The following is a 24,149-nucleotide window of genomic DNA, read 5'->3' as shown; positions in this document are numbered from 1 at the left end:
TTTGTGGTGTCTGACCCAATTCGCGAGCAGGCTCGCTGCCACAGAGAATGCATTTCAAATGTGGAATGCGATCCCTGTGGGAGCGAGCCTGCTCGCGAAAAGAGCAACTCGGTCTATAGGGACAACCGCACCGCCAGCGCCGCCAACGTCACCAGCAACACCGGCACCGTCAGCACAATCCCGACGCGGAAGTAATAGCCCCAGCCAATGTGAATGCCCTTGCGCTCCAGCACATGCAACCACAACAAGGTCGCCAGACTGCCGATCGGAGTGATCTTCGGCCCCAGGTCGCTGCCGATCACGTTGGCGTAGATCATCGCTTCTTTGATCACGCCGCTGGCCTGACTGGCGTCGATCGACAGCAAGCCGATCAACACCGTCGGCAAGTTGTTCATGATCGACGACAGCAGCGCCGTCAGCACCCCGGTGCCCATGGCCGCACCCCATACACCGTGCTCAGCGAACACGTCCAGCCAACCGGCGAGGTAACTGGTGAGCCCGGCGTTGCGCAGGCCGTACACCACCAGGTACATGCCCAGCGAGAAAATCACGATCTGCCACGGCGCTTCTTTCATAACCTTGCGCGTGGAGATTTTGTGACCGCGCGCAGCGATACCCAGCAGCAGCGCGGCACACACCGCCGAAATTGCGCTGATTGGAATGCCCAGCGGTTCCAGAGCGAAGCAGCCAATCAACAGGATCACCAGCACCGCCCAACCGGCATAGAAGGTCGCTTTGTCGTGGATCGCGGTATGCGGGTTTTCCAGTTGTGCAGGATCGTACGCCGCCGGGATGTCGCGGCGAAAAAACCACAGCAACATGCCCAGCGTCGCCGCCACGCTGACGAAGTTGACCGGCACCATCACCGCTGCATAGCGGTTGAAGCCGATGTGGAAGAAGTCCGCCGAAACGATGTTGACCAGGTTCGATACCACCAGCGGGAGGCTCGCCGTGTCGGCAATGAACCCGGCGCCCATGACGAAGGCCAGCGTCGCCGCCGGTGAAAAGCGCAACGCCAACAGCATCGAAATCACGATCGGCGTGAGAATCAGCGCCGCACCGTCATTGGCGAACAGCGCAGAGACCAGCGCGCCGAGCAGCACCATGAAGGCAAACAATTTGCGCCCACTGCCCCGCCCCCAACGCGCTACGTGCAGCGCCGCCCAATTGAAAAAGCCAGCCTCGTCGAGCAACAGGCTGATGATGATCAGCGCCACGAAGGTGCCGGTCGCGTTCCAGATGATCTGCCAGACCAGCGGGATATCCGTGAGGTGAACGACGCCGAAAATCAACGCCAGCACGGCGCCCAGCGTTGCACTCCAGCCGACGCCGAGCCCCTTGGGTTGCCAGATGACGAGGGTGATGGTCAGCAGGAAAATCAGTGACGCAGCGAGCATTCGCAGGAGCCTTCAAATAGCGAAACGGGTGGAAATCGAACGAATGTGGGAGCGAGCCTGCTCGCGAAAGCGGTGTGTCAGACGTGAAATTGTTATCTGACAGTCCGCCTTCGCGAGCAGGCTCGCTCCCACAGTGAGTTTCGGTAAGTTTATTTCTTGTGTTGCTCGACGAACTGGCCGTACGCATCGATGAATTTCTGCAGGAACGGCTTCACCGAGTCACTCAATTTGCCCGCTTCGTCGAACGCATTACCGGCGCCGCCCAGGTAGGCTTCCGGCTGTTGCAGGCAATGGATATCGAGGAAAACAAACGTCTGACGCAGGTGCTGATTAGCGCCGAAGCCACCGATGGCGCCTGGCGATACGCTGATCACCGCACCGGGTTTGCCGCTCCAGGCGCTCTGGCCATAAGGACGCGAACCGACGTCGATGGCGTTCTTCAACGGTGCCGGAATCGAGCGGTTGTACTCGGGGGTGACAAACAGCACCGCGTCGGATGACGCCACTTTCTGACGGAAAGTGCTGTAGGCTGCCGGCGGAGAAGCGCCGTCGATGTCTTCGTTGTACAGCGGCAGCTCACCGATTTCGACAATCTCGAGCTTGAGATTGGCCGGCGCCAGTTCGGCGAGGGCCAGTGCGACTTTGCGATTGATCGATGCTTTGCGCAGGCTACCGACCACTACAGCGACGTTGTAGACATTGCTCATGGATGACTCTCGATGGTCCGTGGGAAGAGTCGCTAGTTATAGATGATCCAGTGGCGCTTTCACCAGTGGTCATTGGTTTTTCCTGCGCGGCGAATATTTTTTTCCTGTAGGAAAACTTACCGAGCTTGGTGACGGTCTACAAAGCCGCAAATCAAGCGTTTTATCTCCAGAGGTTCTAAGCAGATGGCAGCAGTACTCGTCGGTCAGTTTCATGCAAGAGATGCGGAAGGCCGCGTTTATTCCGTGCATGAATTCCAGGAATCGAACCCGTCTGCAGACGGATCCACTGGCTCGGAGCCCATTTACAGACTGGCTATTGGCGATCGGGTCAACAAGGTCAGTGACAGCGAGTTTCTTCTGGTTCAATCAGGCATTACCCTGATTCGCGAACCTGAGCCAACCGTCGCTCAATAACCCAGCGTTATGAGCAGAAGTCATGCGAGCGGACTTGGGGTAGGATTCAGCGTCTGACCCCACCTGCTGAACATGGACTTCACGCATGCGTTTACGCCACATCGAAGTGATTCAGGCGCTCTTGCAGACCGGTCACCTGGGCACCGCCGCCGAATGGCTGCAACTGCCGGTGACCGAGGTCGAAGAGCGTTTGCGCGAAGCCGAGAGTCAGCTGGGGTTCATGCTGTTTGCCAGCGTTCGCGGGCGTTTGCAATCGACCCCCGAAGCGCGCGCCCTGCAAGCGGAAATCGCGCACATCTATGAGGCGCTGGAGCCGGTGCAGCGTCTGGCCAGCAGCCTCAAGCAATACCTCGCCCCGCCCTTGCGCATCATCGGCCCCCCGCCGCTGGCTCAACAATTACTGCCACAAAGCCTTGCGACCCTGCGTCGTCGCCTGCCCGACGCACCGTGCAGCCTGCTCAGCGCGCCGACTCGCGACATCGTCCGCAGCCTGTTACTGCGCGAAAGCGATCTGGGCCTGAGCCTGCACGATCCCGAACATCCCGATATCCACTGCCAGCCGCTGGCCCAGGGCAAGCTGCAATTGCTCGCTCCGCACGGCTGGCTGCAACCCAAGCAGAAATACATATCCCTGGCAGATCTGGCCGGTCAGGCCATGGTCGGTCCCGAAGGTCAGGATCCGCTGAGCCCGGCACTGGAAAACAAACTCCAGGCCCTGCGCCCGGCGCCAAGCATTCAGACCCGCGTGCAGACCCATCAGATGATGCGCAGCATGGTCGAGGCCGGCGAAGGCCTGGCGATCGTCGACCCCTTCACCGCGCTGGGCGCCCGCGCCGGTGGGCTTGACGTCTGCCCGCTGTCACCGGCAGTGCCGATCAGTCTCTACGCCCTGACCTTCAAACATGCCACGCCGTCGGCGGCGATTCAGACACTGCTGACCATCGTCACGGAACAAGCCGAGGCGATGTTGTCGAGCTGAGTGGTTTTTCCAGCGGATTATCGAACAGGCGATACCAGAACAAGGCGACTTCGGCGGTGTGCGGATCGATGCCGCGATAGCGCAACTGGTCGATGCCGCCGATCACATAACCGCAACGCTCATACAGACGACAGGCGCCGAGGTTGTTGTTCTGGGTTTCGAGCATGATGCCCGGCAGCTTTTTCTTGCGACTCCAGAACTGCGCTACATCAAGCAACGCCTTGGCCACGCCATGGCGGCGGGCCGGGGCATGCACCGCCAGTTCATCAATGTGGGCAAAACCGTTCCAGTTGGTGCTGATCACCAGATGACCGACCGGCTCATCGTCCAGATACGCCATGAAAATCGCGCTATCGGGAGCGTTGTGAAAGGCGCTGAATTCTTCGGGATCAATACCGTAGCACTTGCGGTACGGCACGATCGGCGTCACCGGCCATAGCTCGACCGGTTTGCCGATCACGGCAGCGCCATAGGCAGCGACTTCGAAACTGAAGTCACTGCCCCAGATATATGGCGCGAAACCTTCGTCGGCGACGCGCACCGACAACCCTGGGTATTTCGGATTCATGACCGGTTGCATACTGGGAAAAGTCCTCATTCCTTGACGCAGCCGACGGTGTCGACCTTGTTGTCGCGATGGATGATCGCCAGCGTGAATTTCAACTCTTTATACATGAGGCTCAGTGTCCTGAGGCGGCAGGTTTGCACCTGACCAGTGCACTCAGGGTAGTGGGTTGCAGCGAATGTGGCGAGAGTGGCAACTTGGCTCCATGTCGCCAAACGCAAAAAATCGCTGCCTTCCTGGTCCCTACTATGGAATGCAATCACGGTAAGAGCTGCCGAAGGCTGCGATCTTTTGATCTTTGATCTTCAGGTTTTTCAGGCCTGCGCATCAGCCTCGGCAATCTGCGTCCACAACGCCGGCGCCCCCGCCGATTTGGCGATGATTTCCAGCCGCACCAGATGCGCCGCCAGTTCTTCTTCAGTCGCCCGGATGATGCGTGCTGGCTGACGATCGACCGGCAGGCGGCGGATTTCCGTAGCCGAGTTGTCGGCACCCTCGCCCGTGCCATTGCCATCGGAGGCGTTGCCGGCCAGCGACAGGCTGGTCTGGCCGCCGGTCATGGTCAGGTAGACGTCGGCGAGAATCTCCGAGTCGAGCAAGGCGCCGTGCAGTTCACGGCCGGAGTTGTCGACGCCGTAACGTTTGCACAACGCGTCGAGGCTGTTGCGCTGCCCCGGGTGACGTTCCCGAGCCATCATCAGGGTGTCGAGGATCGTGCAGTGCTGGGTGATGTCGGCGCGATCGTGCTGGCCCATCAAGGCGAATTCGTTGTTGATAAAGCCAACGTCGAACGCCGCGTTGTGAATGATCAGCTGCGCGCCCTTGATGAACTCGAAGAACTCGTCGGCGACTTCGGCAAAGCGCGGCTTGCCAACGAGGAATTCGTTGGTAATGCCGTGCACACCGATCGCACCCTCGTCGCTCTCGCGATCCGGTTGCAGATAAACGTGAAAGTGCCGGCCCGTCAGCCGCCGACCGATCAGTTCGACGCAACCGATTTCAATGATCCGGTGACCATCGGTCACCGGCATGCCGGTGGTTTCGGTATCGAGTACAACGGATCTGGTGGCCATCAGTGCTCAGCTCTCAACGGGTCAATCGGGCAAAGGCGCGGATGTTAACACGCTCGGCGGGGTGTTTCAGTCAGACCGTGGCGAGCCCTTCGCGAGCAGGCTCGCTCCCACATTGGAATGCATTCCAATTCAAGGCCTGGAATGCATTCCAATGTGGGAGCGAGCCTGCTCGCGAACGGCTACGCCACGGTTAGAAGCGAAATCAGCTCTGCTTGTAACCGCGAACTTCATCCACGCCACGGTTAGCCAACTGGTCAGCCCGCTCGTTACCGTGATGGCCAATGTGCCCGCGCACCCACTTCCAGGTGACTTTGTGGCGATTAACCTGCTCGTCCAGCTCTTTCCACAGGTCGGCATTCTTCACCGGCTCTTTCGCAGCCGTTTTCCAGCCGCGCTTCTTCCAATTGGCCATCCACTCATTGATGCCTTTCATCACGTATTGCGAGTCGGTGACCAGCAGCACTTCGCAGGGACGCTTGAGTGCTTCGAGACCACGAATCGCGCCGAGCAGCTCCATGCGGTTGTTGGTGGTGTTGGCCTCGCCGCCCCACAGTTCCTTTTCGACGCCCTTGCACACCAGCAGCGCGCCCCAGCCGCCGGGGCCGGGGTTGCCCTTGCAGGCACCGTCGGTGAACAGTTCTACGGTGTCGACGCTTTCCACGCTTTCGCTCATGCCAGTCTTTCCAGAAAAATGCCTGTCCTGCCAATCACGGATCGACAATGACCGCGGCCGGGACAAGCCCGGCCACAAATAAAAGAAGATTTACGGTTCGATGCGGCGGCGGTTGACCTTGGCCATCGGCAGCGGAATCAGCTTGCCCATCGGCTCGCGGCGCTCCTGGCGCAACGGCCGCAGCCCCACCACGATCTTGCGCGCCACCAGCAGATAGAAGCCACCGCCCGACAGCTGCCAGTCACCGGCCTTGCGTTCCCAGCCGGCCAGACGGTTCTGCCACTTGGGCGACGCGAGCGGCGGACGATAGCACCCGAAGCGGCGTTTCTCCAGCGCGAAGCCCAGCAGATTGAGCCAGTCGGCGACCCGCGACGGCGAGATGCAGCGCGCCTTGCGCAGGGCATCATTGGCGAAGAAATGCCGCAGCCCCCAGGTGCTCCAGGGGTTGATGCCGATGATCAGCAGATGCCCGCCGGGGCGCACGCTGCTCGCCGCTTCACGCAGCAAACCGTGGGGCGACAGGCAGAAATCCAGGCCATGCTGCATCACCACCACGTCGGCGGCGTGCTCGCTCAACGGCCAGGCCTGCTCTTCGCAGACGATCTCGACCCCGGGCAACGGCGCGCCAAGACGCACGTTACGCTGCACTTGCGGCGCGGCCGGCGGGGTTTCGGCGGACGGCCCGTAATGCACCAGATAACCGCCGAAGAAGCGGCCGAGCTCGTCGTCGAGCATGCGCCGCTCTTCATCCAGCAGAAATTGCCCGAGCGGCCCCGACAGCCATTCGCGGGCGGCGCTGATCAATGCGAGCCAGTCGGGATCGGCCTGAGCGAACGCTTTATCGGTCATGTCATTCTCCAACGCGCCAGGAACTACTAAGATGCGCCAATGTTTTCCGCTTGGCGAATTCCGACGATGATACAGATCAGTGCCCTGCCCGCGTTCACCGACAACTACATCTGGTTGTTACAGGATCATCAGACCCAGCGCTGTGCGGTGGTCGATCCGGGCGACGCCGCCCCGGTGCAGGCGTGGCTTGACGCCCATCCGGGCTGGGTGCTCAGCGATATTCTGATCACTCACCATCACCATGACCATGTCGGCGGCGTCGAGCGCCTGAAAGCCGCGACCGGTGCCAAGGTCTACGGCCCGGCCAGCGAAAGCATTCCGGCGCGTGACATAGCGCTCAAGGACAACGACAGCGTCAGCGTGCTCGGCTGGGACTTCAACGTCTATGCGGTGCCCGGCCACACCCTGGGGCACATCGCCTATTACCACCATGGCCTGCTGTTCTGCGGCGACACCCTGTTCGCCGCCGGTTGCGGCCGGTTGTTCGAGGGCACTCCCGAGCAGATGTACCACTCGCTCAGCCGTCTTGCGGCCTTGCCGGAAGATACGCTGGTTTATTGCACCCATGAATACACCTTGAGCAATCTGAAATTTGCCGCCGCCGTCGAGCCGGGCAACCCGGACATCGCCGCCCGTCTGGAAAAGGTCACCCAGCAACGGCAGAACGGTGTGATGACATTGCCGTCGACTTTGGCCCTGGAAAAGCTTACCAATCCGTTTTTACGCACTTCTGAAACATTGGTTACACAAAAAGTGGACGAACGGGAAGGCGCTCAAAACCGGGAGCCGAGCGAGGTATTTGCGGCTCTGCGGGCATGGAAAGACAAGTTCTGACAAGCGCGCCGGCCGGGACAAAAATTCTCAATGGTTGACCGCAGGGGGTGCGCTTTCTAGAATCGCCCGACATTTTTGCCCGGAACTTACTTCCAGCCAATGTCGTCATCCATACGTAAGTCCGTCAATTCAGATGCTTTGACCCGCCTGGCGCAAGCCATTGCGGTGGCTGTGTCCGCCACGCTGGCGGGTTGCTCCAGCCACGCTCCGCAGACTGAAGCGACGCACACGCCGAACATTGCTGCGCGAGCCAAGCAGAAGCCGATCTGGCTGACCGAGAAGCCCACTCCCGTGGCGCCCCAGGACATCTGGGAACGCATGCGACAGGGCTTCCAGTTGCAGGAAGGCCTTGGCGTCAATCCGCGCATCGAGCAACAACGCCTGTGGTTCGCCAGTAATCCCTCTTTTCTCGAGAATGCCGGCGAACGCGGCAGCCTCTACATTCATTACATCGTCGAACGCCTCGAAGAGCGCAATATGCCGCTGGAACTGGCCCTGCTGCCGGTGATCGAGAGCGCCTACAACCCGATGGCCTACTCCCGCGCCGATGCCGTGGGCCTGTGGCAATTCATTCCGTCCACCGGGCGCTACTTCAACCTGCGCCAGACGCGTTTCTACGACGGTCGTCGCGACATCACCGCTTCGACCACGGCAGCGATGGATTACCTGACTCGCCTGCACGACATGTTCAACGGCGACTGGCTGCTGGCGCTGGCAGCCTACAACGCCGGTGAGGGCACCGTCAGCCGCGCGATCGAACGCAACGAAAAGCTTGGCCTGCCCACCGACTACTGGAACCTGCCGCTGCCGGCGGAAACCCAGGCGTATGTGCCGAAACTGCTGGCACTGTCGCAAGTGGTACTGGCGCCGGAAGCCTACGGCGTCAACCTCAACCCGATCGCCAACGAGCCGTACTTCCAGGTCGTCGAAATCAACCAGCGCATGGACCTGTCCAAGGTCGCTGCGGTGGCGAACATCGATGAAGACGAGCTGTTCCAGCTCAACCCCGCGTTCAAACAGCGCACCACCATCGACGGTCCCCAGCATTTGCTGGTGCCGACGTCCAAGGCGCAACTGCTGACCGCCAGTCTGCAGACCATGCGCCCGGACGAACTGATCAGCCCGCGTTCGCTGAAACCGGTGTTCGAGGGCGCCGATCCGTCGGAAGTGGCACAGCTCAAACGTGCTTATCGGGTCAAGCGTGGCGACAACCTCGGCTCCATCGCCAAGGCCAACAAGGTCGAAGTCAAGGATCTGCAGCGCTGGAACAAGCTGACCGGCAAGAACCTCAAGGTCGGCCAGACCCTGGTCATGCAGGACAACACCAAGCGTGCACCGGCGCGCAAGTCCGGCCGGGTCAACACCGTGGTCGCGGCGAATACCAAGACCAAAGGCAAGAACGAGAGCAAGCAGCAGACCCAGTACAAGGTCAAGCGTGGCGACACCCTGTATGTGGTGGCCAAGCGCTTCAACGTCGAGATGCAACATCTCAAGCGCTGGAACCCGGGTGCGGGTAAAGCGTTGAAGCCGGGGCAGATGCTTACGGTTTATCAGCCGCATTGATTGAAAAAGCCTCTGAGAATTCAGGGGCTTTTTTTTGGATGAAGTTTTTGTGGTGTGCTTTGGATCCATCCCCCTCACCCCAGCCCTCTCCCCCAAGGGGGGCGAGGGGGAAAGGGAGCCGATCTCCATGCTTTTCAAACTCGAGTTCGATTCAATACTGCAAGTCGCTGCAACTCTTCCAATCACCGCAATCAGTCCCCTCTCCCTCCGGGAGAGGGTTAGGGTGAGGGGCGTTTGATCTTTCGCCAGGTCCCCCCAGCCCACTCCTCTCCGCAGGCGAGGGGGAAAGGGAGCCGATCGGGGGCTTTTCAGAAACTGAGTTCGACTCGGTATCGCACCTCGGTGCAATTCGCCCAGACACCACGATCAGTCCCCTCTCCCTCCGGGAGAGGGTTAGGGTGAGGGGCTCTTCGCGCAAACGATTAACCCGGCATTAACCCGCATCTTTTTCCTGTCCAGACAAGCTGTTACTGTACGGCCCACAAAGCCCAAGCCGCTGGATCGGATCTGACTTGAAGCGTGCCCTCTCCCTGCTCCTGATCAGCCTGGCCTTGAGCTCACCCGCAAGCGCGACGATTACCGAAAGTCACGGTTATGCGCAGTTCGGCACGCTCAAGTACCCGGCCAGATTTACCCACTTCGACTGGGTCAACCCGCAAGCGCCCAAAGGCGGTACGTTGCGGGTGATGGCGTTCGGCACCTTCGATACGGTCAATCCGTATACCTTCAAGGGCACCAGCCCGGTCACCACCGCCAATTTTCTCCAGTACGGCATCAACGAGCTCAACGAGCCGCTGATGGTTGGCACCGGGCAGTATTCGCCGTCCGGCGACGAACCCGCCTCCAGCTACGGTTTGATCGCACAATCGGTGGAGTACAGCGAAGATCGCAGCTGGGTCGTATTCAATTTGCGCCCCGAAGCGCGCTTTCACGACGGCGCGCCGATCACCGCCTACGACGTGGCATTCTCCTATCGAACGCTGCTCAAGGACGGTCATCCGCTGTATCGCACGGCCCTGCAGGAAGTGCTGCGGGTCGACATCCTCAACAAGCAGCGCATTCGTTTCGTGTTCAAGCGCTCGGGCAATCCGCTGCTGATCCTGCGCCTGGGTGAATTGCCGGTACTGCCGCAGCATTACTGGAAAGACCGCGACTTCAAAGCCACCACCTTCGAACCGCCGCTGGGCAGCGGGCCGTACCGCATCACCTCGGTCACGCCGGGTCGGCAGCTGATTTTCGAGCGGGTCAAGGATTATTGGGGCAAGGATCTGCCGGTCAATCGCGGCAAGTACAATTTCGATCGCATGGAAGTCGAGTTCTACCGCGACAGCGATGTCGCCTTCGAAGCTTTCAAGGCCGGTGAGTTCGACATCTACATCGAGCATCAGGCAAAGAACTGGGTCAACGGTTACAACTTCCCTGCTGTACGTCGTGGCGAAGTGATCAAGGTGCAGATCCCGCATCAGATCCCGACGCAGACTCAGGGCCTGTTCATGAACAGCCGCCGCGCGACCTTCGCCGATGTCAGAACGCGCGAAGCGCTGGGCCTGATGTTCGACTTCGAATGGACCAACCGCGCACTGTTCAGCGATGCCTATAAACGCACCACCAGCTACTACCCCAACAGCGAATTCACCGCGTCTGGTTTGCCAATCGGGCATGAATGGCTGATGCTCAAGCCTTACAAGGAGCAGTTGCCAGCCCGGCTGTTCACCGAGCCGTTCACCCTGCCGAAAACCGACGGCCGTGGCATCCCGCGCGAGACCATGCGTAAAGCCCTCGCCCTGCTCGCCGAGGCCGGTTGGAAGCTCCACGGCCAGCGCCTGCAAGACAAAGACGGCCGACCGCTGCGTTTCGAACTGCTGCTGGTCAACCCGAGCCTGGAGCGGCTTTATCAGCCGTACATCGAGAATCTCAACAGCATCGGCATCGAGGCGCGCCTGCGTACCGTCGATCGCGCCCAGTACAAACAGCGCCTCGACCAATTCGATTTCGACATGATCTCGATGACCCTCGGCCAGACCCTGAGCCCGGGCCTTGAGCAGTGGCAGTACTTCCACTCCAGCCAGGTGAAGGTCAAGGGCAGCAAGAATTACGCGGGCATCGCCAATCCGGTGGTCGATCACCTGCTCGAACAATTGCTCGCCGCGCGCACCCGCGACGAGCAGGTCGCCGCCGGCAAGGCGCTCGACCGCGTGCTGCTCTGGCAGCACTACAGCATTCCCAACTGGTACCTCAATTATCACCGTCTGGCCTACCGCAACCGGTTGGCCTTTGTCACCACGCCGCCCTACACCCTGGGCTTGAGCGCGTGGTGGCTGAAGTCTTCGGAGAAAGATCGATGAACGCTGTTCGCACCCTGCTCGTGCAGGCCAGCGGCTTGCTGTTCGCCGGGCTGGCCTGGGCCGCCCCGCAACACGCCGTGACCCTGTACAACGAGCCGCCGAAATACCCGGCCGATTTCAAGCATTTTGACTATGTGAATCCCGATGCGCCCAAGGGCGGCGTGTTTCGTCAGGCCGGGTTCGGCGGCTTCGACAGCCTCAACCCGTTCATCAACAAAGGCGTGCCCGCCGATGACATCGGCCAGATCTACGACACCCTGACCAAACACAGCCTCGACGAGCCGTTCACCGAGTACGGCCTGATTGCCAGCAAGATAGAAAAAGCCGATGACAACAGTTGGGTGCGTTTCTACCTGCGCCCGGAAGCACGCTTTCACGACGGCCACCCGGTGCGCGCCGAAGATGTAGTGTTCAGCTTCGAGACGCTGACCAAGGAAGGCTCGCCGATGTTTCGCGGCTATTACAACGACGTCGCCGAAGCCATTGCCGAAGACCCGTTGAAAGTCTTGTTCAAGTTCAAGCACAGCAACAACCGCGAGCTGCCGCTGATCCTCGGCCAGTTGCCGGTCCTGCCAAAACACTGGTGGGCCAGCCGCGACTTCAACAAGGGCAATCTGGAAATCCCATTGGGCAGCGGCCCGTACAAGGTCACCCAAGTGAAGGCAGGCCGCTCGGTACGTTACGAGCGGGTCAAGGATTACTGGGGCAAGGACTTGCCGGTCAACCGTGGCTTCTACAACTTCGACACGATGACCACCGACTACTACCGCGACAACACCGTCGCCCTCGAAGCGCTGAAGGCCGGGCAGTTCGATTATTGGCTGGAGATGACCGCGAAGAACTGGGCCAGCGCCTATAACGTTCCGGCGGTCACCGAGGGCCGTTTGATCAAGGAACTGATCCCCAACAGCAACCCGACCGGCATGCAAGGCTTCGTCTTCAACCTGCGCCGCCCGGTGTTCCAGGATGTGCGCGTGCGTCAGGCTCTCGGGCTGCTGTTCGACTTCGAATGGACCAACAAGCAGTTGTTCAACGGCGCCTACGTGCGCACCCGCAGTTACTTCGAGAACTCGGAAATGGCCGCCACCGGCCTGCCCGACGCCGAGCAACGGACGATCCTCGAACCGTTCCGCAGCAAACTGCCGGCTCAGGTATTCAGCGAAGCCTTCGAAAATCCCAAGACAGACGCCAGCGGCATGATCCGCACCCAGCAGCGTGAGGCCTATCAACTGCTGCAAGAGGCCGGCTGGAAAATCGTCGATGACAAAATGGTCGACGCCACCGGCAAACCGGTGGTGATCGAATTTCTTCTTGCCCAGACCGAATTCGAACGGGTGCTGCTGCCGTTCAAGCGCAACCTCAGCGACCTCGGCATCGATCTGGTGATCCGCCGCGTCGACGTCTCGCAGTACATCAACCGCGTGCGCTCGCGGGACTTCGACATGATGGTCGGCAGCTTTCCGCAGTCCAACTCGCCGGGCAACGAGCAGCGCGAATACTGGATGAGCGCCGCCGCCGACAAGCCGAGCAGCCGCAACAGCATGGGTCTGAAGGATCCGACCGTTGACCAACTGGTGGAAAGCCTGATCAACGCCGACTCGCGCAAAAGCCTGGTAGCCCACGCTCGGGCCTTGGACCGCGTACTGCAATGGGGCTACTACGTGGTGCCGAACTGGCACATCAAGAGCTGGCGCGTGGCTTACTGGAATCATATAGGCCACCCGAAAACCTCGCCCAAGTACGACATCGGCATCAACACCTGGTGGGTCAAGCCTGACGCCAAGCCTGCCGTAGAAGTCGAAACCCAACTGCAAGCCGACCCTGCGGGCACGGAGTAATCAGATGCTGGCGTATATCTTTCGGCGACTGCTGCTGATCATCCCGACCCTGTTCGGCATTCTGCTGATCAACTTCGTGATCATCCAGGCCGCGCCCGGCGGGCCGGTCGAGCAGATGATCGCCAAGCTCGAAGGTTTCGAAGGCGCCACCAGCCGGATTGCCGGCGGCGGTGCCGAAGTGGCGGTGGCCGGTTCGTCCTACCGTGGCGCGCAGGGGCTGGACCCGGCGCTGATCAAGGAAATCGAGCACATGTACGGGTTCGACAAATCGGCCCCGGAACGCCTGTGGATCATGGTCAAGAACTACGCGCAGCTGGATTTCGGCGACAGCTTCTTCCGCGACGCCAAGGTCATCGACCTGATCAAGGAAAAGATGCCGGTGTCGATCTCGCTGGGGCTGTGGAGCACGCTGATCATGTATCTGGTGTCGATCCCGCTGGGCATCGCCAAGGCCACGCGGCACGGCAGCCACTTCGATGTCTGGACCAGTTCGGCGATCATCGTCGGCTATGCGATCCCGGCGTTTCTGTTTGCGATCCTGCTGATCGTGGTGTTTGCCGGCGGCAGTTATCTGGACTGGTTTCCCCTGCGCGGGCTGACTTCGAACAACTTCGATGAGCTGAGCCTGGGCGGCAAGATCCTCGATTACTTCTGGCACCTGGCATTGCCAGTCACGGCGCTGGTGATCGGCAACTTCGCGACCATGACCCTGTTGACCAAGAACAGCTTTCTCGACGAGATCAACAAGCAGTATGTGGTCACCGCCAAGGCTAAAGGCCTCACCCGCCATCGCGTGCTCTACGGCCACGTGTTCCGCAATGCCATGCTGCTGGTGATTGCCGGTTTTCCGTCGGCATTCATCGGTATCTTCTTCACCGGTTCCCTGCTGGTGGAAGTGATTTTCTCCCTCGATGGCCTTGGCCTGATGAGTTTCGAAGCGGCGATCAACCGCGATTACCCGGTGGTGTTCGGCACTCTGTTCATCTTCACCCTGCTCGGGCTGGTGGTGAAACTGATCGGCGACCTGACCTACACCTTTGTCGATCCGCGTATCGACTTCGCAAGCAGAGAGCATTGAGATGAACCTGTCCCCTCTCAACCGCCGGCGCTTCGAACTGTTCAAGGCCAACAAGCGTGGCTGGTGGTCGCTGTGGCTGTTTCTGATTCTGTTCGGCCTGAGCCTGGGCGCCGAGCTGATTGCCAACGACAAGCCACTGGTCGTGCATTACGACAACAACTGGTATTTCCCGGCGATCAAGCGCTACCCGGAAACCGCGTTCGGCGGCGAATTCCCGCTGGAAGCCAACTACAAGAGTCCGTACATCCGTGAGCTGCTCAAGGCCAAGGACGCGTGGATTCTGTGGGCGCCGATCCCCTACAGCTACCAGAGCATCAACTACGACCTGAAAGTCCCGGCCCCGGCGCCGCCCTCGGCGGACAACCTGCTGGGCACCGACGATCAGGGCCGCGACGTGTTGGCGCGGGTGATCTACGGTTTCCGCATTTCCGTGCTGTTTGCGCTGACGCTGACCGTGCTGAGCTCGATCATCGGCGTGATTGCCGGTGCCCTCCAGGGCTTTTATGGCGGCTGGGTCGATCTCGCCGGGCAACGTTTTCTGGAGATCTGGTCGGGGCTGCCGGTGCTGTATCTGTTGATCATCCTCGCCAGTTTCGTCCAGCCGAATTTCTGGTGGCTGCTGGGGATCATGCTGCTGTTCTCGTGGATGAGTCTGGTCGATGTGGTGCGCGCCGAGTTCCTGCGCGGGCGCAATCTGGAATACGTGCGCGCCGCCCGCGCGCTGGGCATGCAGAACGGCGCGATCATGTTCCGCCACATCCTGCCCAACGCCATGGTCTCGACCATGACCTTCATGCCGTTCATCCTCACCGGCGCCATCGGCACCCTGACCGCGCTGGACTTCCTCGGCTTCGGCCTGCCGGCCGGCAGTCCGTCGCTGGGCGAACTGGTCGCGCAAGGCAAATCCAACCTGCAGGCGCCGTGGCTGGGCATGAGTGCGTTTGCCGTGCTGGCGCTGATGTTGAGTCTGCTGGTGTTTATCGGCGAGTCCGCTCGCGATGCCTTCGACCCGAGGAAGTGAAATGAATCAGGACAATCTGATCGAAGTGCGTGACCTCGCCGTCGAATTCGGTTTCGGCGAGCGCGTCCACCGCGTGGTCGAGGGCGTGAGCTTCGACATCAAGCGCGGCGAGACCCTGGCGCTGGTTGGTGAATCGGGCTCGGGCAAATCGGTCACGGCGCATTCGATCCTGCGCCTGTTGCCCTACCCCATGGCGCGGCATCCGGCCGGCAGCATCAATTACGCCGGGCAGAACCTGCTGGATTTGAGCGAGAAGACCATCCGCCACATCCGTGGCAACCGCATCGCGATGATCTTTCAGGAGCCGATGACCTCGCTCAATCCGCTGCATTCGATCGAGAAGCAGATCAATGAAGTGCTCGGCATCCACAAGGGCCTGAGCGGCAAAGTCGCGACCAGGCGCACTTTGGAGCTGCTGGAGATGGTCGGCATTCCCGAACCGCACAAGCGTCTCAAGGCCCTGCCCCATGAATTGTCCGGCGGCCAGCGCCAGCGGGTGATGATCGCCATGGCCCTGGCCAACGAGCCGGAATTGCTGATTGCCGACGAACCGACCACCGCGCTGGACGTGACCGTTCAGCTGAAAATCCTCGATTTGCTCAAGGATCTTCAGGCTCGATTGGGCATGTCGCTGCTACTGATCAGTCACGATTTGAACCTGGTGCGAAGAATTGCGCATCGCGTATGTGTCATGCAGCGCGGTTGCATCGTCGAACAGGCATCGTGCGCAGAGCTGTTCCGTTCGCCGCAGCATCCGTACACTCGGGAATTGCTCGGCGCAGAGCCCAGCGGCGGCCCGGCAAGCAATGAAATCGGCGCGCCGCTGCTCGAAGTCGAGGACCTCAAAGTCTGGTTCCCGATCAAGAAAGGCCTGCTCAAGCGCACGGTGGATTACGTCAAGGCAGTGGACGGCATCAATTTCAGCCTGCCGCAGGGTCAGACCCTGGGGATCGTTGGCGAAAGCGGTTCCGGCAAATCCACCCTGGGTCTGGCGATTTTGCGGCTGATCGGCAGCAAAGGCGCGATCCGCTTTGAAGGCAAGCAGCTAGACTGCCTGACGCAGAACGAGGTTCGCCCGCTGCGGCGGGAAATGCAGGTGGTGTTTCAGGACCCGTTTGGCAGCCTGAGCCCGCGCATGTGCGTCAATGACATCGTTGGCGAAGGCCTGCGCATACACAAGATGGGCACCGCAACCGAACAGGAAGCGGCGATCATTGCGGCATTGAAGGAGGTAGGTCTGGATCCGGAAACCCGGCATCGCTACCCCCACGAATTTTCCGGTGGGCAACGGCAGCGAATCGCCATTGCCCGGGCCCTGGTGCTGAAACCGGCGCTGATCCTGCTGGACGAGCCGACTTCGGCGCTCGACCGCACGGTGCAGCGGCAAGTGGTGGAGCTGTTGCGTTCACTGCAAGCCAAGTACAACCTGACGTATTTGTTCATCAGCCATGACCTGGCTGTCGTCAAAGCGCTGAGCCACCAGCTGATGGTGGTCAAGCATGGCCAAGTGGTCGAACAGGGAGACGCGCAAAGTATCTTTGCCGCCCCCCAACATCCGTATACACAGCAGTTGCTGGAAGCCGCTTTTCTGGCACCAGCCACTGCGCAATAACCTGAAAGAGGAGCAACACATGGGTTTTCTCGCCGGTAAGCGCGTACTGATCGTCGGTGTCGCCAGCAAGCTGTCCATCGCATCCGGCATCGCCGCCGCCATGCATCGCGAGGGCGCTGAGCTTGCCTTCACTTATCAGAATGACAAACTCAAGGGTCGCGTCGAAGAGTTCGCACAGGGCTGGGGTTCGAGCCCTGAGCTGTGCTTCCCGTGCGACGTGGCCAGCGATGAAGAAATCGCCAAGGTCTTCGAAGAACTGAGCAAGAAGTGGGACGGTCTGGACTGCATCGTGCACTCCGTCGGCTTCGCCCCGGGCGACCAACTGGACGGCGACTTCACCGAAGCCACCACCCGTGAAGGTTTCCGCATCGCTCACGACATCAGCGCCTACAGCTTCGTGGCCCTGGCCAAAGCCGGTCGCGAAATGATGAAAGGCCGCAACGGCAGCCTGCTGACCCTGTCGTACCTGGGCGCCGAGCGCACCATGCCGAACTACAACGTGATGGGCATGGCCAAGGCTTCGCTGGAAGCCGGCGTGCGTTACCTGGCCGGATCCCTCGGTCCGGACGGCACCCGCGTCAACTGCGTCTCGGCTGGCCCGATCCGCACCCTGGCTGCTTCCGGCATCAAGAACTTCCGCAAGATGCTGGCCGCCAACGAAGCGCAGACTCCGCTGCGCCGCAACGTCACCATCGAAGAAGTCGGCAACGCCGGCGCCTTCCTGTGCTCCGACCTCGCGTCCGGCATCAGCGGTGAAATCATGTACGTCGACGGCGGCTTCAACACCACCGCGATGGGCAACATCGAAGAGTGATCTTCCTGTAGCCAATAAAAAAACCGCCGATCATGGCGGTTTTTTTATGCCTGGAAGGCTCCCCTTCGATCAGCTGACAATGCCGAATACCCTGGGTAATAACCCGCTGATATCCTCTTCACCGCAAGCGACGATGATTCGATTGCTGCCATTCTGACTGATGACATCCTGAACGCTGCCGGGATCCGTCTTCACCAGTCCATTTTCACCGAATTCGAGGTCAAGTCCTTCACCATCTTCTCGTATACGAAGCCAATACATTTGCTTGCGCGTTAGACCGAGTGTGCCACTCACAACGATTTTTCCATCCGTCTGCACAGCCAGTGAAGGCGGGAACAGGTAACTGGTCCCCAAAGCCACGTGCAGTGGTTTACCGTCAGCAAAAGCTGGATCCGGGCTGCCGTTTGCCAGCATCCGCCGCACTACGATTTCACGTTCTGACCCACCGCCACTCCAGACAGTTGCCAAGATGATCTTGCCTGCATGTACGACCATATTGCCAAAGGCAGTGAAGTCGTCACCCTCCCAATAGCCATTACCAACAAAAGTCGGGTCAGGTTTACCTGAGGGGTCGAAACAAGCCAGCGCTGCTCTTGAATCGGTTTGAGTCTGCGCAGTCCCGAACACGACAATGCGCTTGTCAGGTAGAACTGCGATTGCGGAAGCTCGCGTTTGCTCGCGCTTGAACTGGACTTCCAGAGTACCGGTCTCATTGAAGGACTTATCGGGTTGCCCCTTGGCATCGAGCCGGTGAATCAGTACTGCAGACTTGAACGGGGCACTATCGTTTTCGGATACGAGATAACTACCGGCAAGCAGCACGTGATCATAAGGAGCAAGGCACGCTACCGGCTCGTGGGTTTCCAATCGCTGAAATCGCCGCACTCCACCTGGCAAGGGAAATATGGTTTTTTAAAGGAGGGATCTTCATTCCCCGACGCGTCGAACTGACTGATCGCAATGTTTCTTGTAAAGGCGTCACCAGTACTTCCAACAATCAGAAATTTGCCGTCTTCGCGCGCAAGCAATGCCGTGAACGCGTAAAAAAGGTCCTCGTTCGGATCCTCCTTGAACGTCCAGTTGCGCGGGAGTTTCAGGTCATTGTCCTGGCCCTGCGCGGTGACTCTGAACACAGAAGCCCCGTCACCGCTAGTCAAGTAAAGAAGTTTTTTGTCGGCTGTTTCGGTGACGCATTACGTCGTTCTTCCCAACTCAGGAATAATCATCCCACCCGCCCCGAATGTAGGGTCAAGTTCGCCAGCTGTTACGTGCTTTTTTTTTGATGCCTTCATAACATCCATCTCCTTTGGAAGCGTTCCGTCAGAGGCCGATCATTTGAAAGACGCGCCGGCCGAGGCTTGAGCTTAGCGCGATATCGACTTTCGAGATCACTGTCGGAAATGACAGTCCTAATGTCTGGATAGACCAGAATCATGTCTTTTCAGGCCAAATCGATAGATATGTACCGCCAACCACCCTGCCCTGCCTTCGATACTCGACGCTTGATGCTTATCAACCGCCAGGGAGGCGCAGATGAACGACACACCGGTACATCAACAGACACTGATCCAGAACCTCATCGCGGAATTGACCGCCGTACCGGTGGCCACTGCCGCCGAGCCGCCACGCATGCTTGAAGTTCCTCGGCCATGCCTGCTGCGCGAATGGATGGAGCTTTACTGGACCGCCCTCGAACGCCCTGAATTTCTCGACTGGGCGAGTCGCTTTTACATCGATCTGGACACCCTGAGGATCAAGGGCGACACCCTGCAGGCGCAGACACCCTCGAACGGTTCCAGCGCCGTTCGCACTTTCACTCTGGAAGATGACTCCGGCTGGTGGCAGATGGCGCCGATGCTGTTGTCGATCTCACAACGGATTGATCCTGCCGGCTTGGGTTTGCCGTACATCGGCGGCAAGTCGGCCAATCCGCTGTATCGCTTTCCACGCCAAGTGGTATTGGCGTTCTATGGTTATCCGGAACCGCAAAACACCGCTCAGGCCAGAATCATCGTCGCCGAGCTGAAAACCACCGGCCTTGCCGCCATCGATGAGAACGGCCAAACCACTTCGGCTGTGGTCAAGGAGCGCGACGGGCAGCTGGCGGATTTCAAGGCAATCGCCGACCGAATCGATGAGGTATTGCTGGTCAGCGATCCCTTCGAGCAGCGCGGCTTTCTCGCCACGCCGGTCACGCTCGATTCTTCGTCCGTGTCCGCCACCCGTGGCGGCCCGCGCTTCAAGCTCGGTCAATTGCTCAGCCGCTACGAATTGCCATTGCCGGAAGACGCCACGGCGGCCAAAGCACTTTCTCTACGCCTGCGAAAAAACAGCTGGCCTGAACTGCCTTACGTCAGTGACTACGTGCAGACCGCCGACCCTATTCGCCGCTATCGGGAAAGCTTCGCCAACCTTGAAGACGATCGGCATATTGTTCGGCGCCTCAAAGCCCTGAGCTGGAACAAGGAACCCACGGCCCGCATGGATTATGAGGAGTTCAGCGACCCCCATCCGGATTCCGCATTGGCGAAGAGGATTGAATCCGGCCAGCGAGGGTTGCAGACGCTCAGGGAAAATGCGGATTTTCAGGCCATCGTGCAACAGCACGATCTACCCAGGGACAGTCCGTTGCTGTTGACTGAATCCGGACATGTCGGCACGGCCAGCGCGCACGGCTGGGTGACATTGACGCCGCAAGTGGAAAAGCATCCTGATCTGAAACTTTACCGTGATCTGCTCAAAACCAAGGCGCGCAAGGCGGGCGGGGCCTTGCGCTCCAGTGGCCAGGTCACGCTGGGGCAGATGCTGCGTTTCTACCAGTTGCCATTACCAAAAACAGTCCAGCAGGCCCTCGCGCTCGCGCAGTGGAACAAGGTCAATCTGCACATGCCGCCCGGGCACATGAACCATTGGCATCTGTTGGGCCAGCCTGGCAGACAAACCCAGGCTTTTACCGCAGCGCAACGCCAGCTCGTCATCGACACCACCCAGGCGTTCCTGCCCAAGGACTCAGCACCGTTGATCGACTATCTGAGCGAAGGGGTCGACACCGATCTGCCGCTGACCACCCTCAAGGCCAAGGCCGACTACCTGATCAGCCGCATCCTGAGCACACCACGCGCCCGGACGCTGGGCAACCAGTTGGTGAAGAAACTCGCGCCACCGGCTCGGGACAGACACATCATGGCCAGCAATCGCGAACGCCTGCTGCTCGCCGCATTGATTCTCAGCCTGGAACCAAGCGCCGGTGAGGATGTGCACAGGATCATCAGCCAACGTCTGGAAGACAGCTATTTCTGGGGCGAAACCTATGACGAAGTACGGCGGTTCATCGATCATCAGTTCAATCTGGCAGCGTTCAAGAACAAGACACTGGCAACCCATCTTTTGTTGTCCGGCATCGCACCGGAATTCCTGATCCGCGACATTCCTGCGTCCCTCTCTTATATGAACAGCCAGCGCTGGGTCAGGTTGAAACAGGTGGTCCTGTATATCGAAAGCCGTCTTCCGGGCGTGACGCGCCTGATGTCATTCGAACACCTGGCCAGCCTGACCAAAGGCCCTGCACCTGCAGATTTCTACAAATTCCTGCGCGGGGATGCCTGTGCTTCGATCGTTGTCGACTGGGCCGTTGCCAGAGGTTTGGTCCAGCGCGATGCCGAATGCCCGGTCACGCTGTACGACACCGCTACGATGAAGAAGGCCGACAGTGCCTTTCGCAAACACAATCGGCTGATGCGGGGGTTTTACTACCATGCTTTTCTCAGAGAATTTGCAACGCCGACCAGCGTCGCTCAAGGGGATCTGCGCAAAGTGTTTGTCGACAATACGCATCTCGAAGACAAGGTTCTGTCCATTCCTGCATCGAGCGGCGACACTCCAGCGGCGCTTTATTCGCTGAGTGACTTGCATCTGGCCGGCAAGCTGGCAGGCGATATGCAGGGCTGGCAATCGAGCAGCGAACCAGTACCGCTGGCATCCCTGCGCACCTCGTTTGCCCAGCTCGGCAAGGTGACAAGCCTTTTCCATGCGGCACTTGGCGCGCGACTCAAACAGATGAAGGACGCGCATATTGCCTTGATCAAGGAAGCGCTCTGCCGTTTGCCACTGGCGCAACGGCAGGATATTGAAGGCCACAGTCTGGAATTGCTCGCCGTGCAGCCAGTCTCGGCTGCGGCGAACAAGCAGATGGCCAATGACGCGGCGCCCTTTGGCATTCTGGCGCTGCTGCATGGAACGCCGGCCAGAGTGTTCGAGGTGCTCACCCGCCGATCGGAAGTGGTCTTGCGGCGTGATATCGACATCGCCTCACTCAAACCCTCTGCCGCGAAGGAAGTGGCGAAGTCACTGCCACTCGACGCCGAGGCATATCGGCGCGGAACCGTTCCCGCTGCCAATGCCACATGCAAGGCGTTCATCACGCGTCTGGACATTCACGGCGCGCCCCTGGCGCAACAGGAACGCACCGCCGTGCCCGACACCTTTGCATCCAACAAGGTCAACGCCATCGCCAGCACCGCTGTCCGACATCTGTTCGACGCCTTCGAAGCGAAAGCCCTGCAAGAGGCACTGGTCGTGCCCGAACTCGAGGATGCCGCGGCCAGTCATGAGAAATGGCTGGCGTTTTACCAGAAGCTGAGCCCGCCCAAGCGCTGAGCACTGGCGAATCCGGGGATGAATCGGCTGACGCCCTTCGCGAGCAGGCTCGTTCCCACAGGTTTCGATGGCGCGGAGGATTTTCAGTTCAGCACCATATCTGTGGGAGCTGGCTCGCCAGCGATGGTGCCGGTGCTAGCAGCCTTTCAACGCCTGTTTGTGCGCATACATCGCGCCATCCGCATCGGCCAGCAGCCGATCAACGGTTTCGTGGCGCGTGGGGTCGTATTCGATCTGGCCGACGCTGAAGCGAATCGCGTAACCGCGGTGCAGCGTGGCGTTGCGCTCTTCGAGGATTTCCTTGAGCCGAGCCATGATCCGCGTGGTTTCAACGTGGCTGGAGCCAGTCAGCAATGCGACGAACTCATCGCCGCCCAAGCGCCCGACCACGTCGCTCTCGCGAAAGGCAATGCGCAACACATCGGCGAAGGTCTTCAGCGCACTGTCGCCTTCGGCATGGCCGTACAGATCGTTGATCTGCTTGAAGTCGTTGAGATCGAAAAACAGCAGCGTTGCCGGCCGGTTCAGGCGCGCGCAGGCATCCAGGGCATGCTGGGCCAGTTGCTTGAAACCACGGCGATTGGACAACAACGTCAACTCATCCATGCTCGCCATCTGCACCGCCATCAACTCTTGCTCGGCCATCTCGGCCAAGTCGCGCAACAAGGCGCGCTCTTCGTCATCGAGATTGCGCGGTTTGGTATCGATCAGACACAAAGTGCCCAATTTATTGCCGTCGGGCACGGTCAGTGGGTACCCGGCGTAAAAGCGAATATTCGGCGCGCCGGTAACCAGCGGATTGTCATGAAAGCGCAGATCTTCCAGCGCATCGGGAACCAGCATCAGCTCGTTTTGCAGAATCGCATGGCCGCAGAAAGAGACATCGCGAGACGTCTCGCTGACATCCAGTCCCACACAGGATTTGAACCACTGGCGATCCGTGTCGACCAGCGTGACCAGGGCGATCGGCACGTTGAACAAGCGCTTGGCCAGGCGCGTCAGACGATCGAAACGCTCCTCCGGCGCCGAGTCGAGGTTGAGGCCATGCAGCGCGTCGATTCGTGCAGCTTCATTGGCAGGTTTTCCGGGCACCAGCATGCGCACACTCCGTAGACAGTCATGCGTTCAGCGTAGCGCTTAATCGACGGGGCATCACATCTGCGCCACCGGACACGGCCCGCCGGCATCGGCCCAGAGTTTGAACTGCGCGACGAAAATATCGTGCGGCACCGGCACCGGTGCGCGCCCTGCCCCGGGATTCCAGCCCCAGAGCACCAGTTTGTCTTCGCTGACGTGTTTTAACAGTGCGGCGAAATCCCGGTCGCCGTTGCTCGCACGATCCTTGATCATCGCGCAGAGCTTGTCCGAGGGCAGGCCGATCCAGGCCATTTTGTGCGCCGCCGGTGGCAGGCTCCAGTGCGGCGCACCCGGGGGCGCATGAGGGCCGTAACTGGCCGGCGGGTTGCTTTCGGCGTGGCAGGTCGCGCAGGGCAAACCGGCAGCGCCCTTGCCGTCCATGCCGCGCACCACATTCATCGCGTGGGGGATGCCGGCGTCGAACTGCAACGGCGAATCGCCGGGAATGTGGCAATTCTGGCAGCGCGGGCTCTGAAAGACTTTCTGCACCGTGCCAAAGGCTTTCAGAGCTTCCTGATCTTCGGCAAACAGGTCCGAGGCGTAGCTACCGAGACCAAGCAAAACGACGGTGCCCAGCACAAGATGTCGTTTCAT

21 protein-coding genes are annotated in these 24,149 nt (G+C 59.9%); 11 read left to right on the top strand and 10 right to left on the bottom strand.

All coding sequences use genetic code 11. The features are described 5' to 3' along the window. Positions 1-113 precede the first annotated feature (113 nt). Both OC605_RS18085 and OC605_RS18080 read right to left on the bottom strand, forming a co-directional pair. Positions 114-1,397, bottom strand: a complete 1,284-nt coding sequence (locus OC605_RS18085) for an arsenic transporter (protein WP_262138575.1) — start codon at positions 1,395-1,397, stop codon at positions 114-116. 149 nt (positions 1,398-1,546) lie between these two features. Continuing rightward, entirely contained in the window at positions 1,547-2,104 is a 558-nt protein-coding gene (locus tag OC605_RS18080) for an NADPH-dependent FMN reductase (RefSeq protein ID WP_024012496.1), read from the bottom strand. A gap of 183 nt (positions 2,105-2,287) precedes the next feature. Between OC605_RS18080 and OC605_RS18075 the strand changes: the two genes are divergently transcribed. Together OC605_RS18075 and OC605_RS18070 are read left to right on the top strand one after the other, a co-directional pair. Beyond that, entirely contained in the window at positions 2,288-2,518 is a 231-nt protein-coding gene (locus tag OC605_RS18075; protein ID WP_016774209.1) for a hypothetical protein, read from the top strand. Between the two features lie 85 nt (positions 2,519-2,603). Further along, positions 2,604-3,497: a LysR family transcriptional regulator gene (locus OC605_RS18070; protein WP_262138571.1), complete on the top strand. Its 894-nt coding sequence runs from the start codon at positions 2,604-2,606 to the stop codon at positions 3,495-3,497. Here the strand turns inward: OC605_RS18070 and OC605_RS18065 are convergent. The 4 genes from OC605_RS18065 to OC605_RS18050 all read right to left on the bottom strand — a co-directional run bounded on the left by OC605_RS18065 (position 3,463) and on the right by OC605_RS18050 (position 6,657). Beyond that, positions 3,463-4,077: a GNAT family N-acetyltransferase gene (locus tag OC605_RS18065; RefSeq protein ID WP_262138569.1), complete on the bottom strand. Its 615-nt coding sequence runs from the start codon at positions 4,075-4,077 to the stop codon at positions 3,463-3,465. The two genes, OC605_RS18070 and OC605_RS18065, sit on opposite strands and share 35 nt — an antisense overlap. A gap of 299 nt (positions 4,078-4,376) precedes the next feature. Continuing rightward, positions 4,377-5,135, bottom strand: a complete 759-nt coding sequence (gene dnaQ / locus OC605_RS18060; protein WP_133339872.1) for a DNA polymerase III subunit epsilon — start codon at positions 5,133-5,135, stop codon at positions 4,377-4,379. 202 nt (positions 5,136-5,337) lie between these two features. Beyond that, a complete protein-coding gene (gene rnhA, locus OC605_RS18055) occupies positions 5,338-5,808 on the bottom strand; it encodes a ribonuclease HI (RefSeq protein ID WP_007910572.1) in 471 nt (156 codons plus the stop codon). A gap of 90 nt (positions 5,809-5,898) precedes the next feature. Next, positions 5,899-6,657 (bottom strand): class I SAM-dependent methyltransferase, encoded by a 759-nt coding sequence (locus OC605_RS18050; RefSeq protein ID WP_041480625.1) that lies wholly within the window; start codon positions 6,655-6,657, stop codon positions 5,899-5,901. 66 nt (positions 6,658-6,723) lie between these two features. Here OC605_RS18050 and gloB point away from each other — a divergent pair, with 66 nt between their 5' ends. The 8 genes from gloB to fabI all read left to right on the top strand — a co-directional run bounded on the left by gloB (position 6,724) and on the right by fabI (position 17,762). Then, positions 6,724-7,491, top strand: a complete 768-nt coding sequence (gene gloB, locus OC605_RS18045; protein ID WP_262138565.1) for a hydroxyacylglutathione hydrolase — start codon at positions 6,724-6,726, stop codon at positions 7,489-7,491. Between the two features lie 99 nt (positions 7,492-7,590). Then, positions 7,591-9,054: a transglycosylase SLT domain-containing protein gene (locus OC605_RS18040; RefSeq protein ID WP_101159054.1), complete on the top strand. Its 1,464-nt coding sequence runs from the start codon at positions 7,591-7,593 to the stop codon at positions 9,052-9,054. 512 nt (positions 9,055-9,566) lie between these two features. Further along, entirely contained in the window at positions 9,567-11,399 is a 1,833-nt protein-coding gene (locus OC605_RS18035) for an extracellular solute-binding protein (protein WP_186569231.1), read from the top strand. Continuing rightward, positions 11,396-13,237, top strand: a complete 1,842-nt coding sequence (locus tag OC605_RS18030) for an extracellular solute-binding protein (protein WP_041478649.1) — start codon at positions 11,396-11,398, stop codon at positions 13,235-13,237. The genes OC605_RS18035 and OC605_RS18030 overlap by 4 nt, the downstream gene beginning before the upstream one ends. Before the next feature lie 4 nt (positions 13,238-13,241). Continuing rightward, positions 13,242-14,315 (top strand): microcin C ABC transporter permease YejB, encoded by a 1,074-nt coding sequence (locus tag OC605_RS18025; RefSeq protein WP_016774154.1) that lies wholly within the window; start codon positions 13,242-13,244, stop codon positions 14,313-14,315. Between the two features lies 1 nt (position 14,316). Then, positions 14,317-15,336, top strand: a complete 1,020-nt coding sequence (locus tag OC605_RS18020; protein ID WP_016774153.1) for an ABC transporter permease — start codon at positions 14,317-14,319, stop codon at positions 15,334-15,336. A gap of 1 nt (position 15,337) precedes the next feature. Next, a complete protein-coding gene (locus tag OC605_RS18015; protein ID WP_262138559.1) occupies positions 15,338-16,948 on the top strand; it encodes an ABC transporter ATP-binding protein in 1,611 nt (536 codons plus the stop codon). Between the two features lie 19 nt (positions 16,949-16,967). Beyond that, positions 16,968-17,762 (top strand): enoyl-ACP reductase FabI, encoded by a 795-nt coding sequence (gene fabI, locus OC605_RS18010; protein WP_003202751.1) that lies wholly within the window; start codon positions 16,968-16,970, stop codon positions 17,760-17,762. A 69-nt stretch (positions 17,763-17,831) separates the two neighbouring features. Here fabI and OC605_RS18005 read toward each other — a convergent pair whose 3' ends face one another. Next, positions 17,832-18,629, bottom strand: a complete 798-nt coding sequence (locus tag OC605_RS18005; protein ID WP_262138557.1) for a hypothetical protein — start codon at positions 18,627-18,629, stop codon at positions 17,832-17,834. Continuing rightward, a complete protein-coding gene (locus tag OC605_RS18000; protein WP_262138556.1) occupies positions 18,608-18,895 on the bottom strand; it encodes a hypothetical protein in 288 nt (95 codons plus the stop codon). Before OC605_RS18000 ends, OC605_RS18005 begins: the two co-directional genes overlap by 22 nt. Before the next feature lie 400 nt (positions 18,896-19,295). Here OC605_RS18000 and OC605_RS17995 point away from each other — a divergent pair, with 400 nt between their 5' ends. Beyond that, complete coding sequence (locus OC605_RS17995; RefSeq protein WP_262138554.1) at positions 19,296-22,418, top strand: hypothetical protein; 3,123 nt, start codon at positions 19,296-19,298, stop codon at positions 22,416-22,418. Between the two features lie 135 nt (positions 22,419-22,553). On the opposite strand, the gene OC605_RS17990 is transcribed toward OC605_RS17995, so the two are convergent. Next, positions 22,554-23,516 carry a sensor domain-containing diguanylate cyclase gene (locus tag OC605_RS17990; RefSeq protein WP_262138552.1) on the bottom strand — a complete coding sequence of 321 codons (963 nt, stop codon included), beginning with the start codon at positions 23,514-23,516 and terminating at the stop codon, positions 22,554-22,556. Between the two features lie 54 nt (positions 23,517-23,570). After that, on the bottom strand, positions 23,571-24,149 hold the full coding sequence (locus OC605_RS17985; protein WP_186569226.1) for a hypothetical protein: 579 nt from the start codon (positions 24,147-24,149) through the stop codon (positions 23,571-23,573).

The organism is Pseudomonas sp. Marseille-Q5117, assembly GCF_946901175.1.
GTDB classification, from domain to species: Bacteria; Pseudomonadota; Gammaproteobacteria; order Pseudomonadales; family Pseudomonadaceae; genus Aquipseudomonas; species Aquipseudomonas iranensis.
Note: the sequence above shows the minus strand (reverse complement) of the source record. Positions and strands in the feature narration are given on the sequence as shown.

Coding starts and splice junctions, on each gene's coding strand:
- OC605_RS18085 (WP_262138575.1), bottom strand. CDS start 1,397: ATGCTCGCTGCGTCACTGATTTTCCTGCTGACCATCACCCTCGTCATC.
- OC605_RS18080 (WP_024012496.1), bottom strand. CDS start 2,104: ATGAGCAATGTCTACAACGTCGCTGTAGTGGTCGGTAGCCTGCGCAAA.
- OC605_RS18075 (WP_016774209.1), top strand. CDS start 2,288: ATGGCAGCAGTACTCGTCGGTCAGTTTCATGCAAGAGATGCGGAAGGC.
- OC605_RS18070 (WP_262138571.1), top strand. CDS start 2,604: ATGCGTTTACGCCACATCGAAGTGATTCAGGCGCTCTTGCAGACCGGT.
- OC605_RS18065 (WP_262138569.1), bottom strand. CDS start 4,077: ATGCAACCGGTCATGAATCCGAAATACCCAGGGTTGTCGGTGCGCGTC.
- dnaQ (WP_133339872.1), bottom strand. CDS start 5,135: ATGGCCACCAGATCCGTTGTACTCGATACCGAAACCACCGGCATGCCG.
- rnhA (WP_007910572.1), bottom strand. CDS start 5,808: ATGAGCGAAAGCGTGGAAAGCGTCGACACCGTAGAACTGTTCACCGAC.
- OC605_RS18050 (WP_041480625.1), bottom strand. CDS start 6,657: ATGACCGATAAAGCGTTCGCTCAGGCCGATCCCGACTGGCTCGCATTG.
- gloB (WP_262138565.1), top strand. CDS start 6,724: ATGATACAGATCAGTGCCCTGCCCGCGTTCACCGACAACTACATCTGG.
- OC605_RS18040 (WP_101159054.1), top strand. CDS start 7,591: ATGTCGTCATCCATACGTAAGTCCGTCAATTCAGATGCTTTGACCCGC.
- OC605_RS18030 (WP_041478649.1), top strand. CDS start 11,396: ATGAACGCTGTTCGCACCCTGCTCGTGCAGGCCAGCGGCTTGCTGTTC.
- OC605_RS18025 (WP_016774154.1), top strand. CDS start 13,242: ATGCTGGCGTATATCTTTCGGCGACTGCTGCTGATCATCCCGACCCTG.
- OC605_RS18020 (WP_016774153.1), top strand. CDS start 14,317: ATGAACCTGTCCCCTCTCAACCGCCGGCGCTTCGAACTGTTCAAGGCC.
- OC605_RS18015 (WP_262138559.1), top strand. CDS start 15,338: ATGAATCAGGACAATCTGATCGAAGTGCGTGACCTCGCCGTCGAATTC.
- fabI (WP_003202751.1), top strand. CDS start 16,968: ATGGGTTTTCTCGCCGGTAAGCGCGTACTGATCGTCGGTGTCGCCAGC.
- OC605_RS17995 (WP_262138554.1), top strand. CDS start 19,296: ATGAACGACACACCGGTACATCAACAGACACTGATCCAGAACCTCATC.
- OC605_RS17990 (WP_262138552.1), bottom strand. CDS start 23,516: ATGCTGGTGCCCGGAAAACCTGCCAATGAAGCTGCACGAATCGACGCG.
- OC605_RS17985 (WP_186569226.1), bottom strand. CDS start 24,149: ATGAAACGACATCTTGTGCTGGGCACCGTCGTTTTGCTTGGTCTCGGT.